16 protein-coding genes are annotated in these 15,839 nt (G+C 43.6%); 6 read left to right on the forward strand and 10 right to left on the reverse strand.

Annotation, left to right across the window (positions count from 1 at the left end; translation table 11 throughout):
• Positions 1-6 precede the first annotated feature (6 nt).
• The 3 genes from V5739_RS08705 to V5739_RS08715 all read right to left on the reverse strand — a co-directional run bounded on the left by V5739_RS08705 (position 7) and on the right by V5739_RS08715 (position 2,916).
• Positions 7-1,125, reverse strand: coding sequence for an efflux RND transporter periplasmic adaptor subunit (locus V5739_RS08705; protein WP_423817842.1), 1,119 nt, complete (start codon positions 1,123-1,125; stop codon positions 7-9).
• Positions 1,126-1,144: 19 nt separating this feature from the next.
• Complete coding sequence (locus V5739_RS08710) at positions 1,145-1,633, reverse strand: GbsR/MarR family transcriptional regulator (RefSeq protein ID WP_423817843.1); 489 nt, start codon at positions 1,631-1,633, stop codon at positions 1,145-1,147.
• Positions 1,634-1,839: 206 nt separating this feature from the next.
• Entirely contained in the window at positions 1,840-2,916 is a 1,077-nt protein-coding gene (locus V5739_RS08715; protein ID WP_423817844.1) for an isoaspartyl peptidase/L-asparaginase family protein, read from the reverse strand.
• A gap of 115 nt (positions 2,917-3,031) precedes the next feature.
• On the opposite strand from V5739_RS08715, the gene V5739_RS08720 reads away from it, so the two are divergent.
• Both V5739_RS08720 and V5739_RS08725 read left to right on the forward strand, forming a co-directional pair.
• On the forward strand, positions 3,032-3,553 hold the full coding sequence (locus V5739_RS08720) for a 3-hydroxyanthranilate 3,4-dioxygenase (protein WP_423817845.1): 522 nt from the start codon (positions 3,032-3,034) through the stop codon (positions 3,551-3,553).
• 80 nt (positions 3,554-3,633) lie between these two features.
• Positions 3,634-5,193, forward strand: a complete 1,560-nt coding sequence (locus V5739_RS08725; RefSeq protein WP_423817846.1) for an aldehyde dehydrogenase family protein — start codon at positions 3,634-3,636, stop codon at positions 5,191-5,193.
• Between the two features lie 72 nt (positions 5,194-5,265).
• On the opposite strand, the gene V5739_RS08730 is transcribed toward V5739_RS08725, so the two are convergent.
• Positions 5,266-6,384 (reverse strand): alkene reductase, encoded by a 1,119-nt coding sequence (locus V5739_RS08730; RefSeq protein ID WP_423817847.1) that lies wholly within the window; start codon positions 6,382-6,384, stop codon positions 5,266-5,268.
• 203 nt (positions 6,385-6,587) lie between these two features.
• Between V5739_RS08730 and V5739_RS08735 the strand changes: the two genes are divergently transcribed.
• Entirely contained in the window at positions 6,588-6,965 is a 378-nt protein-coding gene (locus tag V5739_RS08735; RefSeq protein ID WP_423817848.1) for a hypothetical protein, read from the forward strand.
• A 69-nt stretch (positions 6,966-7,034) separates the two neighbouring features.
• Here V5739_RS08735 and V5739_RS08740 read toward each other — a convergent pair whose 3' ends face one another.
• From V5739_RS08740 to V5739_RS08765, 6 genes are all read right to left on the reverse strand, one after another.
• Entirely contained in the window at positions 7,035-7,979 is a 945-nt protein-coding gene (locus tag V5739_RS08740) for an EamA family transporter (protein WP_423817849.1), read from the reverse strand.
• Positions 7,980-8,219: 240 nt separating this feature from the next.
• The gene (locus tag V5739_RS08745; RefSeq protein WP_423817850.1) at positions 8,220-9,224 is read right to left on the reverse strand and encodes an acyl-ACP desaturase; all 1,005 of its coding nucleotides are present in this window, start codon (positions 9,222-9,224) and stop codon (positions 8,220-8,222) included.
• Positions 9,225-9,329: 105 nt separating this feature from the next.
• Positions 9,330-10,058, reverse strand: a complete 729-nt coding sequence (locus V5739_RS08750) for a metallophosphoesterase family protein (RefSeq protein WP_423817851.1) — start codon at positions 10,056-10,058, stop codon at positions 9,330-9,332.
• Entirely contained in the window at positions 10,059-11,195 is a 1,137-nt protein-coding gene (locus V5739_RS08755; protein ID WP_423817852.1) for an ATP-binding protein, read from the reverse strand.
• A gap of 6 nt (positions 11,196-11,201) precedes the next feature.
• Positions 11,202-11,954 carry an SDR family NAD(P)-dependent oxidoreductase gene (locus V5739_RS08760; protein WP_423817853.1) on the reverse strand — a complete coding sequence of 251 codons (753 nt, stop codon included), beginning with the start codon at positions 11,952-11,954 and terminating at the stop codon, positions 11,202-11,204.
• A gap of 22 nt (positions 11,955-11,976) precedes the next feature.
• Positions 11,977-12,744, reverse strand: a complete 768-nt coding sequence (locus V5739_RS08765) for an aldo/keto reductase (protein ID WP_423817854.1) — start codon at positions 12,742-12,744, stop codon at positions 11,977-11,979.
• A 148-nt stretch (positions 12,745-12,892) separates the two neighbouring features.
• Between V5739_RS08765 and V5739_RS08770 the strand changes: the two genes are divergently transcribed.
• From V5739_RS08770 to V5739_RS08780, 3 genes are all read left to right on the forward strand, one after another.
• Complete coding sequence (locus V5739_RS08770) at positions 12,893-13,711, forward strand: DUF4382 domain-containing protein (RefSeq protein ID WP_345599805.1); 819 nt, start codon at positions 12,893-12,895, stop codon at positions 13,709-13,711.
• 150 nt (positions 13,712-13,861) lie between these two features.
• The gene (locus tag V5739_RS08775) at positions 13,862-14,866 is read left to right on the forward strand and encodes an AAA family ATPase (protein ID WP_266068118.1); all 1,005 of its coding nucleotides are present in this window, start codon (positions 13,862-13,864) and stop codon (positions 14,864-14,866) included.
• A 100-nt stretch (positions 14,867-14,966) separates the two neighbouring features.
• Positions 14,967-15,830 carry a DUF58 domain-containing protein gene (locus V5739_RS08780; protein ID WP_423817855.1) on the forward strand — a complete coding sequence of 288 codons (864 nt, stop codon included), beginning with the start codon at positions 14,967-14,969 and terminating at the stop codon, positions 15,828-15,830.
• Positions 15,831-15,839 lie beyond the last annotated feature (9 nt).

Below are 15,839 nucleotides of genomic sequence, written 5' to 3' on the forward strand. Positions count from 1 at the left end.
TCGTTCTTATTTAAAGATTGGTTTAATGGAAGTGGCAATACTATCAAAGGATACAGGCTGAGGAATAATTGGAGTGTTATTTCTCAATTTTCCAACTCCCTGCGCTACGACCTTGTCGCCAGGTTTAAGTCCTTCTCCCACTACAATAAGATTTTGAACGCGGTCAAGCACCTCGATTGGTGCACTGGTAGCAAGGCTGTCTCCCTGTACTGCGTACACATACACAATTCCCTGTTGTTCAAAGGAAGCAGATTCGGGTACTACCGGAACGTCTTCATAGGTACGCGGAATTCTAATTCTCCCGCTGTTACCGCTGGCAAGAATACCGCTAGGGTTAGGGAACATCGCTCTAAAGCTCACTGTTCCTGTTGATGGATCAATTTGCCCTGTTACGGTTTGAATCTCTCCTGTTTCAGAATAGATCCTATCGTTCACCAGTTGAAGTTGTACCGGCGGGAAATTCTTTATTTTTTCTGAAAGGTTTTCCCCTTCAGCATTTTGAATGAAGTCTAAATAATCTCTTTCATTCATAGAGAAAAAGGCATAAACCTCATCAATGTCTGAAACAGTGGTGAGTGGTGTTGGATCACCCGGACTAACCAGCGCTCCTTCTCTAAAATTAATGGCACCTACATAACCGTCTACAGGGCTCTTTATAGTGGCGTAACCAATATTTGCAGCAATACTGCTATAACCGGCTTTTGCCTGCTCAAGTCTTGCTTTTGCAGTTTCAAGTTGTACCGGGCTTATAATCCCTTTTTCTACAAGGGGCTGTAGTTTATCTACCTCTACCTGTGCGGCATTTACGTTGGCTTTAGCTGCACCGGCTTCCTGTGATAAAGACTCGGTTTCAAGCCTGACAAGCGTTTGGCCTTTTCTCACTTTTTCTCCTTCATCTACTAATACCTGCGTAACATATCCGGGGACTTTTGCTCTCACGGCACTGCTTACCGTACCTTCAATACTAACGGGATATGAAGTAAAACCTGTGATGGTTCTTTGTGGAACTTCAATAACCGGAAAAGGAGTGGCAGCACCACGTTGGGCTGCGCCTGCCTGCTGGTCCTGGCATGAAAAAGCCATAAAGGCAATTAACATCATTCCTATAGCGTGTAGTTTTCTCATATTCTGCTTTCTGTCTGTTTTAATTGTTTCTAGATAAAAGTTTGACCCTGAATTTTTTTACTGCGTTTGAAGTTTCCTCTAAATAAGTGAGAAAATCTTCCTGAAATTCCAGATCAAATTGAAAGCCGCCGGTTTCCCTGGCTTCGCAATTGCACTGCTCTTTATATGCCCTAATTTTGAGGTGGAGCCTTTTCTCTTTGTCCCATTTAGTGATCATTTCCTCCATTAGGTTCAGGATAAGATTAGGGTCAATGACAAAGTACCGCTTGCGGTCCCCAGGTTTGGTAAAATATGTTACCCTGTTTGTTGCTTGAAGATGATCCAGATGAGTAGAAACCGTACTTTTTCCTGCACTTAATTCACACACCATCTCATCGAAAGTCACCCCTCTTCTTCCCGCAAGAATAAGAGTAGCAAGAATACGCGCTGCAAGGGGAGCAAGATTGTCCTCCTCCAGGTGTACTCCCAGTTCTTCTATTAGCGTCTTTCGCTGAATTTCTAAGTCCACGTTTTTAACTTCTCAAATTTGAAGCTGCAAAACTACCACTTAGTTCGGGAATTTCCGAACTAAAGGAACTATAAAATTTTATTAATGCCTGCTGCCCGAATATGAAAAAAGCCGCCTAAAAGCTATTTAAGTCATCCTGAAGTTTCAGAAACGACATTTTAAGAGCTTTTAAGACAGCTTTTTAGAAGGTGTATTCGGAAGGAGTATTACTCGCCGTAGATGCCTATTTCCAGGTCTCCATCCCGGTTCATTTTTGCGCGATACATTCCGGCGGTATTAAATTCCATGGCGACATTTCCATGGTGATCTATTGCAATAATGCCACCGTCTCCGCCCAATGCCGGCACCTTTTCCTGGATTACTTCCCTTGCGGCATCCTCCAGGCTTAGTCCGCCGTATTCCATAAGTGCCGAAATATCATAGGCCACCATACCGCGGATGAAGAATTCGCCCCAGCCGGTGCTAGATACCGCCACGGTTTTATTATTGGCGTAGGTACCCGCGCCAATTATAGGAGCGTCACCAATGCGGTTGTATCTTTTGTTGGTCATTCCGCCGGTAGAGGTGCCTGCGGCAAGATTTCCGTGTTTATCGAGCGCAGCACAACCCACGGTTCCAAATTTGGAATCTTTAATATAGGGATCCAAAAATGCCGTTTTTTGATCGTCGTGGTCCAGCTGTGTTTTCTCCTGTTCCCTAATACGCTGCAGACTCCTGTACCGGTTTTCGGTATAAAAATATTGCGGGTCTACAATCTCGAAGCCCTGTTCTTTGGCAAATCTTTCGGCGCCTTTACCGGCCAGCATCACGTGTTCAGAATTTACCATGACTTCATAAGCCAGGTTGATGGGGTTCTTGATGGTAGTGACCCCGGCCACTGCGCCTGCATTGAGGTTAGAGCCGTCCATAATTGATGCATCGAGCTCATTAGTGCCTTCATTGGTGAAAACAGCACCTTTCCCGGCGTTAAATAATGGCGAATCTTCCATCACATTAATGGTTCTTTGCACGGCTTCTACCGCAGTGCCTCCATTGGCCAGGATCTCATGTCCTTTTCTTATGGCTTCTTCAAGCTTTGCCCGGTATTGCTGCTCCAGGCTGTCGCTCATATTTTCTTTTAAGATAGTGCCCGCGCCACCGTGAATCACAATCCCAAAGTTGGGTGCTATATCTTTCTCTTCGGAAGCTGCTTCAGGAGTTGCCCCCTCTACCTTACTTTGTTTTTCAGCATTATTACAGGCCAGGGTGCCAAAAATGGCAAAAACGAGAAGTATTTTTTTCATAACCGGAAGTTTTTCAGAAGGAAAGTTATAAAAAAAGAGCGGTATTACAGCAAGTAATGCTTTGGGTAGTGCTTCAGGAAAAGATTGCGTAAATTTAGGGTCCAAAAATAGAGACATGGAAATTTCAAAACCTTTTAATTTAAATAAGTGGATAGCGCAGAACCGGGATCTTCTAAAACCGCCTGTGGCCAATAAAAGCATCTATCCCGACGCCGAAGATTATATTGTAATGGTGGTGGGCGGCCCAAACTCGCGGAAAGATTACCATTACAACGAAACCGAAGAGCTGTTTTACCAGCTTGAGGGGCAAATAAAAGTGCACGTTCAGGAAGAGGGTCAAAAAAGGACTTTTGAGCTGGGGCCCGGCGATATGTATCTCAACCCCGCAAAAGTGCCGCATTCACCCGAGCGTACAGAGGGTTCTGTAGGGCTTGTGGTGGAGCGAAGAAGGATAGAGCTTGATGCTAAAGACGGTTTATTGTGGTTTTGTGAAAACTGTAATAATAAATTATATGAAGTCTATTTCCCGCTGAATGATATTGAGAATGATTTTCAGAAGCATTTTGAACATTTCTACAGTAGCGAGGAACTGCGCACCTGTAACAACTGCGGAACGGTGATGGAAAAGCCGAAGTAGGGGTTTAAACAAGGCTTTCCTCTTTAATTTTTTTATATTCGCAACTATCCAAACAAAAACATACTAAAACAACAACAAGAATGAGCGCAATTGCTGAAAAATTCGGAATAAATCAGGCTTTAAAAGATCTTGGTCTTAATGTAGACAAGGTGAACAACGGTACTTCTACCGGGAAGGAATGGTTTTCTTCGGGAGAGGTCATCGAATCTTACTCCCCGGTTGACGGAGCTTTAATTGGAAAAGTAAAGTCTACTACCCGCGAAGATTATGACCGCACCATCAAAACTGCACAGGAAGCTTTTAAAACCTGGAGAACAATGCCTTCGCCTCAAAGAGGAGAAATTGTAAGGAAGTTTAATGACGAATTGCGCCGCTTAAAAGAGCCTCTTGGAAAACTGGTTTCTTATGAAATGGGAAAATCTTACCAGGAAGGGCTGGGAGAAGTACAGGAGATGATCGATATCTGTGATTTTGCCGTGGGATTAAGTCGCCAATTGCACGGGCTTACCATGCACTCAGAACGGCCCGGACACCGCATGTACGAACAGTACCATCCGCTGGGGATAGTAGGAGTGATCTCGGCTTTTAATTTTCCTGTAGCCGTATGGTCGTGGAACACCGCTCTTGCCTGGGTATGTGGCGATGTATGCGTGTGGAAAGGATCTGAAAAAACCCCTTTAACCTCTGTGGCCTGCCAGAATATCGCAGCCAAAGTTTTCTCAGAAAACGGACTTCCTGAAGGTATTTCCTGTTTGATCACGGGAGACTATAAAGTTGGTGAAATGATGACCAATGATAAAAGGGTTCCTTTGGTATCTGCAACCGGGTCTATAAGAATGGGTAAAATAGTTGCCCAGGCAGTTGCTGCAAGACTTGGAAAATCTCTTCTGGAACTTGGCGGAAACAATGCCATCATTGTAACTCCCGATGCCAATATTAAAAATACAGTGATTGGAGCCGTTTTTGGAGCCGTGGGAACTTGTGGGCAACGTTGTACTTCAACCCGTAGATTGATTGTGCACGAAGATGTTTACGACCAGGTGAAAAGCGCTATTGTTGATGCTTACAAGCAGTTGAGAATAGGAAATCCGTTAGATGAGAACAACCACGTGGGACCACTTATCGATAAGGATGCCGTGAAGAATTACCAGTCTGCTTTAGACAAAGTTGTTGAAGAAGGCGGAAACATTCTTGTAGAAGGTGGGGTGCTTGAAGGGGAAGGTTATGAAAGTGGATGCTATGTAAAACCGGCAATTGCTGAAGCCAAAAATGAATATGAGATTGTACAGCACGAAACCTTTGCTCCGGTCTTATACATTATGAAGTATTCGGGAGATCTCGAAAATGCTTTGGAACTTCAGAATGGAGTGGTGCAGGGATTATCTTCTGCAATTATGACCAACAACCTAAGAGAGGCTGAAAGATTCCTTTCTGTAGAAGGATCTGACTGCGGAATCGCCAATGTAAACATAGGAACATCGGGTGCCGAGATTGGCGGAGCCTTTGGAGGTGAGAAAGAAACCGGTGGTGGTAGAGAATCAGGTTCTGATGCCTGGAAAGTCTATATGCGCCGACAAACAAATACCATCAACTACACGACTGAACTGCCACTGGCGCAGGGAATCAAGTTTGATTTGTAAGAGCTAAACACGCTGAAACAAAAAAGAGGCTGTCCCGAAAGACAGCCTCTTTTTTTTGGCATTTTTGGAACCTTACTTTAGCGCTGGTTCTCTTTCAGTTTTTACCGGGTAATCTAAATATCCTTCTTTTCCGGGGGTGTAGAAGGTTTTCTCATTCCATTCGGTTAGTTCAACGCCCTGTTCAAAGCGTTCTACCAGGTCGGGGTTTGAAACGTAAGGTTTTCCGAAGGCTACGAGATCGGCATTCCCTGCTTCCAGGATGGCATTTCCGCTTTTCTGGTCAAAGTTGGTATTGATCATTAAAGTCCCGTTATACATAGGCCTGTAACGTTTCGCGATCTCAGTTTCAGCAAAAGGAAGATCGGAAACATCATTAAAAGGTTCAGAAAGGTGAAGATAAGCCAGGTTGTAATCATTCAGCTTCTTAATGATGTAATCAAAAGTAGGAATGGTTTCTTCGTCCATAGTCATCCCAAAGATCCCGTGCAGGGAAGGGTTAAGGCGCAGGCCAATTTTCTCTTCGGGCATTACTTTTTTAATGGCGTCAATCACTTCAAAAAGGATCTTTGCGCGGTTTTCAATGCTGCCACCATACTCATCGGTTCGTTGGTTTGAGGTACCGTTAAAGAACTGGTGCAGCAAATAACCGTTTGAAGAATGAATTTCTACCCCGTCAAAACCGGCTTTCATGGCGTTTGCAGCGGCCTGTTTAAAATCCTGCACGGTAGATTTGATTTCCTCCACGCTCATTTCTTTTGGCGTGACCGTGTCTTTTAAACCTTCGGAAGTAAAGGATTTTGAATTTGGATTTATGGCTGAAGGTGCCACGGGTAAATTTCCGTTGTGAAAATCGGGGTGAGACATTCTACCCACATGCCAAAGCTGTATAAAGATCTTTCCGTCGGCTTCATGAACTTTATCGGTGACTTCTTTCCAGCCTTGGATTTGTTCTTCGGAATGGATCCCCGGGGTATTGATATAACCCACGGCCTGTTTAGAGATTTGGGCCCCTTCGGTAATGATGAGTCCGGCGCTGGCCCGTTGTTTATAATACTCCCCCTGAAGTTCTCCGGTAGGTTTATTTTCAGTGTTTGTGGCCCGGCTTCGCGTCATGGGTGCCATGACCACACGGTTTTTCAGGTTCAAACTTCCTTTATTATACGGCTGTAATAGTGCTTGTTCTTTGTTCATATCTATAGTTTTATTTGTCTTGTTATGAGGTTAATCCTCAACTGTGTAAAGGTAATAAAGGCCTGGCGGGTTAGAATTGATGTATGTCAAAGGAAAGGGTTAAAGTATGTTAAGTTAAGCCTGTTAAAACCTTTCCGCAGAAAAACCACTTCTTTTAAAGTGACAGATTCTTTATCTTAGAACAAACTAAACCAACTACTCAAATGAAAAGAATCTTTACACTCTTGTTGTTTATCAGCCTTATTTTCTCCTGCGTCCCCGAAGATCATGTTCTGGAACTGGAACTTGTCAACAATACTTCTGAAACAGTTAAAAACCTGCGGGTCTTCACTGCCGGGGAAAAAGTGAGCTTTGAAGTTGATGCTCTGCCTACAGGGCAGGAAATAGCTCATACCCTTCAGGTGCCCGGAGATGCTGTTGATGGTAAGTACACCTTCAGGTTTACCCGAAATAACGGAAAAGAAGAATCGGTTACCGGAAGTTATCTCCAGGAGGGAGATGATTATTTCAAGAAGACCCTGGTTTTTGACATTCAGCAGAATGCGGTCAACGTGAGCCACAAGAATCTGGAAGTAAAGTAGAGATTCAGAAAAGATTATTTCCGAAGAGAGGAAGCGCAGCTAAGGGGTGAAAAATGGCATTTTTCGCCCCTAATTTTTCTTCAGAAAAGTAGATGCTTTGCTTGTGAATCGCGAAAGCACCATCAGTTTTTTCTTGGTGTTTATAAAATATACTCCTGTGAGAAGAACGGCTGCGGCAACGGCCGACTGGCTTGTGATTTGTTCATCTAAAAAGTACCAGCCCAGAATCATGGCAATAACCGGATTTACATAGGTGGAAGTGGCTACTTTTTCGGGAGAGATCACCTTCAGCAGGTAGTTAAAGGCTGTAAATGCTACAATACTTCCGAAGATAATGAGCAGTAACATCGAGTATTGTACGGGGGTGCTCCAGTTGAAAGGAGAGCTCCAGGACTCGTTGAAGGCAAGACTTGCTATTGCTAAAATAATGCCTGCCGCAAACATTTGATAGCCCGTATTGACGAAATGATTGGATGGTAAATTTGCTTTTCCCACAAAAAGGCTTCCGTAAGACCAGCTAAGAAGACAGCAGAAGATCATAATGATTCCTAAAACTGAATTTTCTTCTGAAGTGACCTGCTTCTGGCTCACGAGTAGGTAAATACCTGTTAAGCCCAATGCGACCCCTACCATAGACATGGGCAGGATCTTTTTTCCCTCAAAAATGCGCATAAACACCAGCACTACCAGGGGTTGTGCCGAAATTACCAGGGCTGCAAAGCCGCTGTCTACATACCTAAGGGCCCAAACCACCACACCGTTTCCAAAAGCCAGGAAAAGGAATCCCGCAATCGCGGTATTGAAGAATTGTGCGCGGGTAATTCGAAGTCTTTTGCCCATGGCACGGCTTATCCCAAATATGAGGAGGCCCGCTGTGGCAAACCTGATGGAAGCCAGCATGAATGGCGGCAACTCGGTCACCGCGATCTTGTTGAGCAGGTAAGTAGAGCCCCAGATCACGTAGATGGAGAAAAAGGCCAGAACTATAAAAAGCGGATTTTTGGTGGTACCCATGCTAAAAATTTGCTGTGCAAACTTAGCAATAAAACGGCTGCCTCAGCCATGGGAGATTTCGGCTTAAAAAATTGGGAAAATTCTTCAGCAGGAATGGTAATTTCCTCTTTAGTCTTCAGAATTTTTATTGGAAAAGGTTTATGGAAAAATGATGCTCAAAAATGCCATTTTTGGAAGGAAACTTCCGCAGAAAGAAAGCAAAAAAAAGAGGCTGTCTTTTTAAGAACAGCCTCCCAATGCTTATAACTTTCCGTTGGGGCTTACCCATGCAAATTGATGCGGGTCTTGCGGAACTTTGATCCTCTCAGCAATTCTCGTCATCCTGTCTGGAAGTTTCATGAGGTAATCACGGGCTTTTTCGGCTTTATCTGTAAGGGAAGTCATTTTGTCAATTTCCCAGTAGTCATTCAGTTTTTGAAGGATCTCGATGTAATCTTGTGTAGTGTAGACGCCAAGCCTTTGAGCAGCATTAGAGAAATTCTCAAAAGCCTCGCCAATGCCCTGGCCACTCTCTCTAATGAACTGAGCCGGCATAACGATCTTTTTCTTCATCATATCTTCAAAAGCAAGCATCATCTCACTTGGGTCGTATTCAAAAATGGTCTTTACAAATTCCCTGTAGGCAAGGTGGTGACGCATTTCGTCTCCTGCGATGATGTTACACATCTTGGCCAGCATTTTATTGCCTTTCTTTCTCGCCAGTTGCCCTACTCGTTTGTGAGAAATATTGGTTGCCAGTTCCTGGAAGCTGGTATATACAAAATTGCGGTAAGGATCACGCCCGGTACCAATGTCAAAACCATCATTAATGAGGTGTTGCGTGGTTTTTTCCACTTCCCTCATGTTTACTCTTCCCGATAAATAAAGGTATTTATTGAGGGTGTCTCCATGACGGTTCTCTTCGCCGGTCCAGTGGCGAATCCATTTAGCCCATCCGTTTTGATTCCCTTTTGAGGCCCCGTGCTGTTCAACACCTTCCATGTCCATAAGCCAGGATTCGTAAGTAGGCAGGGCTTCTTCGGTCACCATATCGGCTACGAGCACCACCCAGAAATCGTATCCGAGTTCCTGAGCTTCTTCGCGGATCTGGGTCACTTCTTCAAAGAAATTCTCTTTCTGCGAATTTGGCAAAAGATCTGTAGGCTGCCAGATATCTTCCACCGGAATGAGATACTTTTCTACAAATTCATCGATAGACTTTTCAACAGTCTTCATTACTTCTAATCTAATATTCTCTAGCGCCATATAGGTAGGGTGTTTTTCATGGTTATATTCTCAAGAACCGAACCATTATAATTTTGGTAATCTACAAAGATAGAAAGTTAATAGAGGAGAGCGTTAAAAAAATTCTTAATTTCTACCCGATTCGTCAGGATAAAGGCTATGTACCGGGTCACTTTGAACCACCTTTTTTGAATTTACATCGAGTAAAGATAGCTTTCCCATAAAGGCTGCACCGGTATCTATGTTAAAAACATTTGCAAAATTGGCAGGTTTGTCTTCACCAATCCTGGTAACCGGCGTATGGCCAATATAGATCTCCCTGAATAGCTCCAGGCGTTTTGGATAATGCGTTTCTCCCGGATTCAAAGAAGGATCTAAAGCCATGGCCATTTCCCAGAGGGTGCGGTCCCAGTAGAACGGCGTGGGGGTATATTCCTCTTCGGGGCCTTTTTGATTGGTGAACCCGGCGTGTACAAAAAGCCGGTTTTCGGCATCAATATAATAATTGACCATTTCTTCAAAGAACCTGATGTGCTCCTGTTTTTCTTTATTGGTAAATCTACGGTAGGCATCAATGCTCGACTGCCCCCCGTGTTGCAGCCATTTATCATTCAGCTCGCCGGTTTTTAACCAACGGTGGGTGAGGTCGTCATGGTTTCCGCGTAAAAAAATGCAGGTGTTTTGTTTTGAAAATTCTATTAGATAGGAAACCACATTGGCCGAATCGCTCCAGCCATCTACATAATCTCCCAGGAATATGATCTTATCATCTGGCGTTATTTTGGCCCTTTCCAGTAATTGAACAAGCGCTTTTAAACCTCCATGAATATCTCCTATTACAAGAGTCCTTTTCATTTAATTGTATTTTACTTTCCTCAATATCCGCAGGCTTTCTTTGTACTGCTGGTATATTCTTTCATCAAAATTCTTCAATTCTTCTTTAGCATCTTCCAGCCTGTCAAGGGCTTCGCTAAAGCCGTTGAAATGACATAATAAATAAGTGGCAGGCACATTATAAAGGTCTTTTTCTTCGGAAGGGGTCAGCTGCAAGTTTTGCTTTAGCTTTTGTATCAGCGCAATATTGGAATTGTAGATGTGGTAAAGCGTTCTTTTCTCGAATTGCGGAGGTTCAAAAAGCATGTTGGTTTTAATCTCGTAAGTGGCATTATCCTTAAAGAGGATCTTTACTTCTTCAAGCGGGTAGTATTTAAACCTGTCATTAAGCCCCAGTTTTACATACTCCAAAATGGTAAAAAGGTCTTCAGAAATATTAATGCTCACCTCATCAAGTTCAGAATAAAAAAGTTTTACCTGCTCATTAATAAGTTCAATATCTACTCTCGAGTAGTAAACTTCCTGGTTAATTTCTTTCTTCTTGCCGCTCCAGCACACTACAAAGTACTCTTTAAAAACCTTATACTCGGGGCTCAGGTTCTCATGTTTTCCCATGAAGTCAAATACCCCGTCAAGGGTAAGTTGTATGTTATTCTGAGAATGCGCCTCAATGGCGCCCACTACTTCTAAATTATCGCTTTGAATGCCACGGGAAAATTCTGAAGCTATGCTTATGCTGCCTTCCCTGAAGAATATACTGCCCGCAGGATACTTCCAGATGCCTTTTCGCAACGAACAGGTTGTTCCTTTGTTGGGTTTAATGGTCACCAATCCCACCACCATGTCGTGGGGCAAATGTGGAAACGGAATATTCTCATAAGCCACCAGCGGAGGGTTCTTGAGATAGGCATTCACGAGGTTCTGGATCTTGCTGTCATCAAAAAAATCTACTCCCTGTATTTCGTTATCGGAGTCTTCTACGCCAATCACCATATAAGAATTATTGTTAGGGTTGGAATTGGCAAGGGCGCATATATGTTTTAGGAATTTGGCCTTCCCTTCTTTTTCCCCCAGGTTGATCTGGCGCTTTTTATCGTAAAAACTATTTTCGCTGTTATGCGCAAGCAGGTTTTTGATAAGAAGGCGCTTATTAATCATTTCTTCCTATTCCTTGTGCACAATGGTAGAAGTTGCCTGTGCGGTAGGCAGCACGAGCAGGTCGGCAATGTTCACATGTGGCGGGCGGGTCACCACAAAAGCTACGATCTCGGCAATGTCTTCAGGTTTAAGGGCATTAAAGCCAGTATATACAGATTTTGCCCTTTCGGAATCTCCTTTAAACCTCACTTCACTAAAGTTGGTCTCTACCAGCCCCGGGTTAATGGCGCCCACTCTTATTCCCTTCCCGTTTAGGTCTATACGCATTCCCTGGTTTATAGCATCAACCGCGTGTTTGCTTGCGCTGTACACGTTCCCGTTGGGGTAAACTTCTTTTCCCGCCAGTGATCCAATATTGATGATGTCTCCGGCGCCCCTTTCCACCATCTGCGGAATGATCTCCCGGCTTACATACAACAGGCCTTTTACATTAATATCTATCATTGCGTCCCAGTCTTCAATGTTCCCGGTTTGAATTGGGTCAAGACCGTGGGCATTTCCTGCATTATTAATCAGTACATCAATGGTCTCAAAGTCCTGCGGAAGGCTTTGAATGGCCTCTTTCACCTTTTCTTTATCTCTCACGTCAAACTGAAGGATGTGAACTTCAGTTTTACCGCTTAGTTCATTTTTTAAGGTCTCCAGGGCTTCTTTTCTTCTGCCGCAAATAACGAGACGATAACCTGCACCGGCCAGTGCTTTCGCGGTTGCTTTGCCAATTCCACTACTGGCGCCGGTGACTAAAGCTGTTTTGTTCATAGGTGTCAAAAATGTGTTTTTTTCAAAGTCTTTCCGGCAGCTTTTTAAAATCCTCTTCAATTATAGAGGTATGGAAAGCTTTGTATGCCGAATCTATTATCGCTTCAGAATTTCCTTTAATCACAGCATGAAACTGGGCTTTGTGGTGCAGTAACCATGCAAAAAGCAGCTCTTTTGGGCGCAGGTTGTACTTTCCGGCGGCTTTTTGGAGCTTTTCATGCTCATTTTCCCAGTCCCCGCTTTCAGGAATGATCATTTGAGTGATCCCTTCGGAAGCAGCTTCAACTAAGGTAAGGCTTTTCACGGCTGCGGGTGTAAAACTGAAGGCAGAAAGTGTGGCACTGGAAGGAAAATCTTCCAAAAATGCCTTTTTCTCTCCCAGGCGTTTTTCCACTATTCCTACTTCGACAATCTTACCCACTGCCCTTAGCTTTTTTATAGCCGAAAGCAGGACTTCTGAGGGTACGTCAAAATCGAGGATCAATAGATCTAGGTAATCTGTATCCAGAAGTTCGAGAATTTCATCTACCCGGTCAAAAATAGCTTGTTCTTCTATAAGATTTGTACCGGGACAGGCTGCTATTTGTACCTGGTCACGGCTTAATCCGCTCTCGCTAAATGCAGCTCCCAGGTCATGAGTGTAGCTTTGGGTCCCGGAAAGGTCAATTAAAAAACTGGTGATTCCTTTTTCCACGCAATGTTGAAAAAGCTGAATTTTCTTTCCTTTTGAAAGTTGTTGCCAGGCTTCAGGATCCTGAATAATACGGGAATAAGAATTTCTTTGCCTCATGTTTTAAAAGTAATGAACTCTATTCTTCTACGAAGGAGGCGGATTGTTAAAGAATTCGAAGGAGAGTTAAAAAGAGTTAAACTTCGTTTATCGATAGATTAAACCCTTTCATCGAGCGTTATCATGCCTAAACCAAAACAAATCATTTATGAAAAAGTATCATTTATTTTTATTCTTTTCTGCCCTGCTTAGCGGGCTTGTTAGTTGTAGTTCAGATGACGATGCCAGTGGTTCCGACAGGGGTACTGCAAGAGTGGCAGTAGAACTAACCGATGCTCCCGGTGATTACAAGCACGTATACGTGGAAGTTGAAGATGTAATGATAAAAACAACCACCGAAGGTAATGACGAAGAAGGCTGGACGAGCCTTGAAGGAGTGAACACAGGAGTAATTGATCTTTTAAGCCTTACAGGTGGTGTGACCGAATTATTGGTAGACACCGAAATTGAAGCCGGTTACCTTCACCAGATAAGACTTATATTAGGTGGTGACAACAGTGTTGTTGTTATGAATGGAGATGTAGAGCAGGAATTTGCTTTGAAAACCCCGAGCGGTCAACAATCTGGCTTGAAAGTAATGGTGGGGCAGGAACTGGAAGCAAATGCCGAGTACACTTTTATTCTTGATTTTGATGTAGACCAATCTGTGAAAAATACTTCAGCCGATGGTTACAACCTTCACCCTGTAATAAGAATGGCAGTTGAAGAGAAATCAGGTTCTATTATGGGGAGCGTACATCCAACTACAGAGCAGGCTTTGATCAAAGTTCAAAACGCTACTGTGAATGCTTCTGCTTATACCGATGCCAATGGAAAGTTTGAAGTACACGGGCTGCCTGCAGGTACTTATAAAGTTACCGCTGTCCCTGCCGAAGGTTCCGGGCTTAATTCTGCAGTAGTGAATAACGTTGAGGTTGAACAGGGGGAAACAGTGCCTCTTGATCCTATGTTCCTTGACGGAGAGTAAATAAGTCTTTAAAAAAGCATTTTTAAAGCAGCGGTAACCCCGCTGCTTTTTTTGTTTTAACAAAAATTTAAGATACTTTGGTTGAATATTTGCTGAGGTTGCGCCGTTGACAATAGATAAGTATCTTCACCTAAATAAAATTTTTTATCCATGCAGGAAAATAACAGCTCGGTAGACATAGCCAGTATCAATGAAAAAATTGAGCGCGAAAGTGCCTTTGTTGATATTTTAAGTTCAGAAATGAAGAAGGTCATTGTGGGCCAGAAGCATATGGTTGAACGTCTGTTAATTGGTTTGCTGGGCCAGGGGCATATTCTTCTTGAAGGTGTGCCGGGACTGGCAAAAACCCTTGCTATTAATACGCTGTCGCAAGCCGTACATGGTTCCTTCAGTCGTATACAATTTACACCCGATCTTCTTCCGGCAGATGTTGTAGGTACCCTTATATACAATATGAAGCTGAATGATTTCAGCATAAAGAAAGGGCCCATCTTTGCAAATTTCGTGCTTGCCGATGAGATTAACCGGGCGCCGGCCAAAGTGCAGTCGGCTTTGCTGGAAGCCATGCAGGAAAAGCAGGTGACCATTGGGGAAGAGACCTTTGTGCTGGACAGGCCGTTTTTAGTAATGGCAACCCAGAACCCGGTAGAGCAGGAAGGAACTTATCCGCTGCCCGAGGCGCAGGTTGACCGTTTTATGCTGAAAACCGTCATTAAATATCCTGAAATGGCCGATGAGCAAATGATCATTCGTGCCAATTTAAAAGGTAGTTTTGAGAAGGTGAATCCGGTGGTGAGCCTGGATCAAATTGCCAGAGCCCAGCAAGCGGTGCGCGAGGTTTATATGGATGAAAAGATCGAAAAATATATCCTGGATATCGTTTTTGCAACTCGTTTCCCTGAAAAGTACGGACTTGAAAGTCTTAAGCCTTTAATCAACTTTGGTGCTTCGCCAAGGGGAAGTATCAACCTGGCAACGGCGGCAAAATGCTACGCCTTTATTAAGCGCAGGGGTTATGTGGTGCCCGAAGATGTTCGCGCCATAGTACACGATGTGCTGCGCCACAGGATTGGAATTACCTATGAAGCCGAAGCCGAAAATGTAACTTCTGAAGATATCATCAACAAGATCGTCAACGAGATCGAAGTACCTTAAACAATGAACAATTAGCAATTAACAATGAACAGAATTTGAAGGTCTGTCAGCTGTTAATTAGTCACTGATAATTGTTTATTGATCATTGTCAATTGAAGAAATGGATACTAAGGAGTTACTCAAGAAAGTACGAAAAATAGAGATTAAGACCCGCCGGTTAAGTGACCACATTTTTGGCGGGGAATATCACTCTACCTTCAAAGGGCGGGGAATGACCTTTAGCGAGGTACGCCAGTATCAGTTTGGGGATGATGTAAGGAATATTGACTGGAATGTTACTGCCCGCTATTCTGAACCTTTTGTGAAGGTGTTCGAAGAGGAGCGCGAGCTTACCATGATGTTGGTGGTTGACGTTTCCGGCTCCGGATTGTTTGGTACCCGCAATGGGTTCAAGCAGGACATTATTACTGAAATTGCCGCTACTTTGGCATTTTCGGCTACCCAAAACAATGATAAGATAGGGCTTATCCTGTTTTCAGATATTATTGAACTTTATATTCCGCCTAAAAAAGGACGTTCTCATGTACTTCGTATTATCCGCGAACTGCTGGAATTTGAGCCTAAAAGTCAAAAGACCAATCTGGAAAATGCACTCAGTTATCTTTCGCGCGTCATGAAGAAGAAGGCCATTGTATTTGTGCTTTCCGATTTTATTGCTGAAGATTATCAGCGTACCCTAAAGATCACCAGCGGTAGGCATGATGTGACCGGGATTAGGGTTTATGACGAGCGAGAGGAAGAGATTCCTAACCTGGGAATGGTCGCCATGCAGGATGAAGAAACCGGAAAAAGGATACTTGTTGATACCTCTTCAAGGTCGGTGCGCCGCAATTATTCCAAATATTACCACGAAAGGGTGGAATATTTTACTGAAAGCTTCCGAAGAAGTGGAGCGGGAAGCCTTAGCACCCGTGTAGATGAAAGTTATGTGAAAAAATTACTGGGCTATTTCAAGGCCAGATAAAAGAATACA

The sequence above is a fragment of the Salinimicrobium sp. TIG7-5_MAKvit genome, from assembly GCF_049569215.1.
GTDB lineage: Bacteria > Bacteroidota > Bacteroidia > Flavobacteriales > Flavobacteriaceae > Salinimicrobium > Salinimicrobium profundisediminis.

Excerpts from the sequence above, each read along its gene's own strand:
- V5739_RS08705 (WP_423817842.1), bottom strand. The coding sequence starts at position 1,125 with ATGAGAAAACTACACGCTATAGGAATGATGTTAATTGCCTTTATGGCT.
- V5739_RS08715 (WP_423817844.1), bottom strand. The coding sequence starts at position 2,916 with ATGAAAAAAATACTTCTCGTTTTTGCCATTTTTGGCACCCTGGCCTGT.
- V5739_RS08720 (WP_423817845.1), top strand. The coding sequence starts at position 3,032 with ATGGAAATTTCAAAACCTTTTAATTTAAATAAGTGGATAGCGCAGAAC.
- V5739_RS08725 (WP_423817846.1), top strand. The coding sequence starts at position 3,634 with ATGAGCGCAATTGCTGAAAAATTCGGAATAAATCAGGCTTTAAAAGAT.
- V5739_RS08730 (WP_423817847.1), bottom strand. The coding sequence starts at position 6,384 with ATGAACAAAGAACAAGCACTATTACAGCCGTATAATAAAGGAAGTTTG.
- V5739_RS08735 (WP_423817848.1), top strand. The coding sequence starts at position 6,588 with ATGAAAAGAATCTTTACACTCTTGTTGTTTATCAGCCTTATTTTCTCC.
- V5739_RS08740 (WP_423817849.1), bottom strand. The coding sequence starts at position 7,979 with ATGGGTACCACCAAAAATCCGCTTTTTATAGTTCTGGCCTTTTTCTCC.
- V5739_RS08745 (WP_423817850.1), bottom strand. The coding sequence starts at position 9,224 with ATGGCGCTAGAGAATATTAGATTAGAAGTAATGAAGACTGTTGAAAAG.
- V5739_RS08750 (WP_423817851.1), bottom strand. The coding sequence starts at position 10,058 with ATGAAAAGGACTCTTGTAATAGGAGATATTCATGGAGGTTTAAAAGCG.
- V5739_RS08755 (WP_423817852.1), bottom strand. The coding sequence starts at position 11,195 with ATGATTAATAAGCGCCTTCTTATCAAAAACCTGCTTGCGCATAACAGC.
- V5739_RS08760 (WP_423817853.1), bottom strand. The coding sequence starts at position 11,954 with ATGAACAAAACAGCTTTAGTCACCGGCGCCAGTAGTGGAATTGGCAAA.
- V5739_RS08765 (WP_423817854.1), bottom strand. The coding sequence starts at position 12,744 with ATGAGGCAAAGAAATTCTTATTCCCGTATTATTCAGGATCCTGAAGCC.
- V5739_RS08770 (WP_345599805.1), top strand. The coding sequence starts at position 12,893 with ATGAAAAAGTATCATTTATTTTTATTCTTTTCTGCCCTGCTTAGCGGG.
- V5739_RS08775 (WP_266068118.1), top strand. The coding sequence starts at position 13,862 with ATGCAGGAAAATAACAGCTCGGTAGACATAGCCAGTATCAATGAAAAA.
- V5739_RS08780 (WP_423817855.1), top strand. The coding sequence starts at position 14,967 with ATGGATACTAAGGAGTTACTCAAGAAAGTACGAAAAATAGAGATTAAG.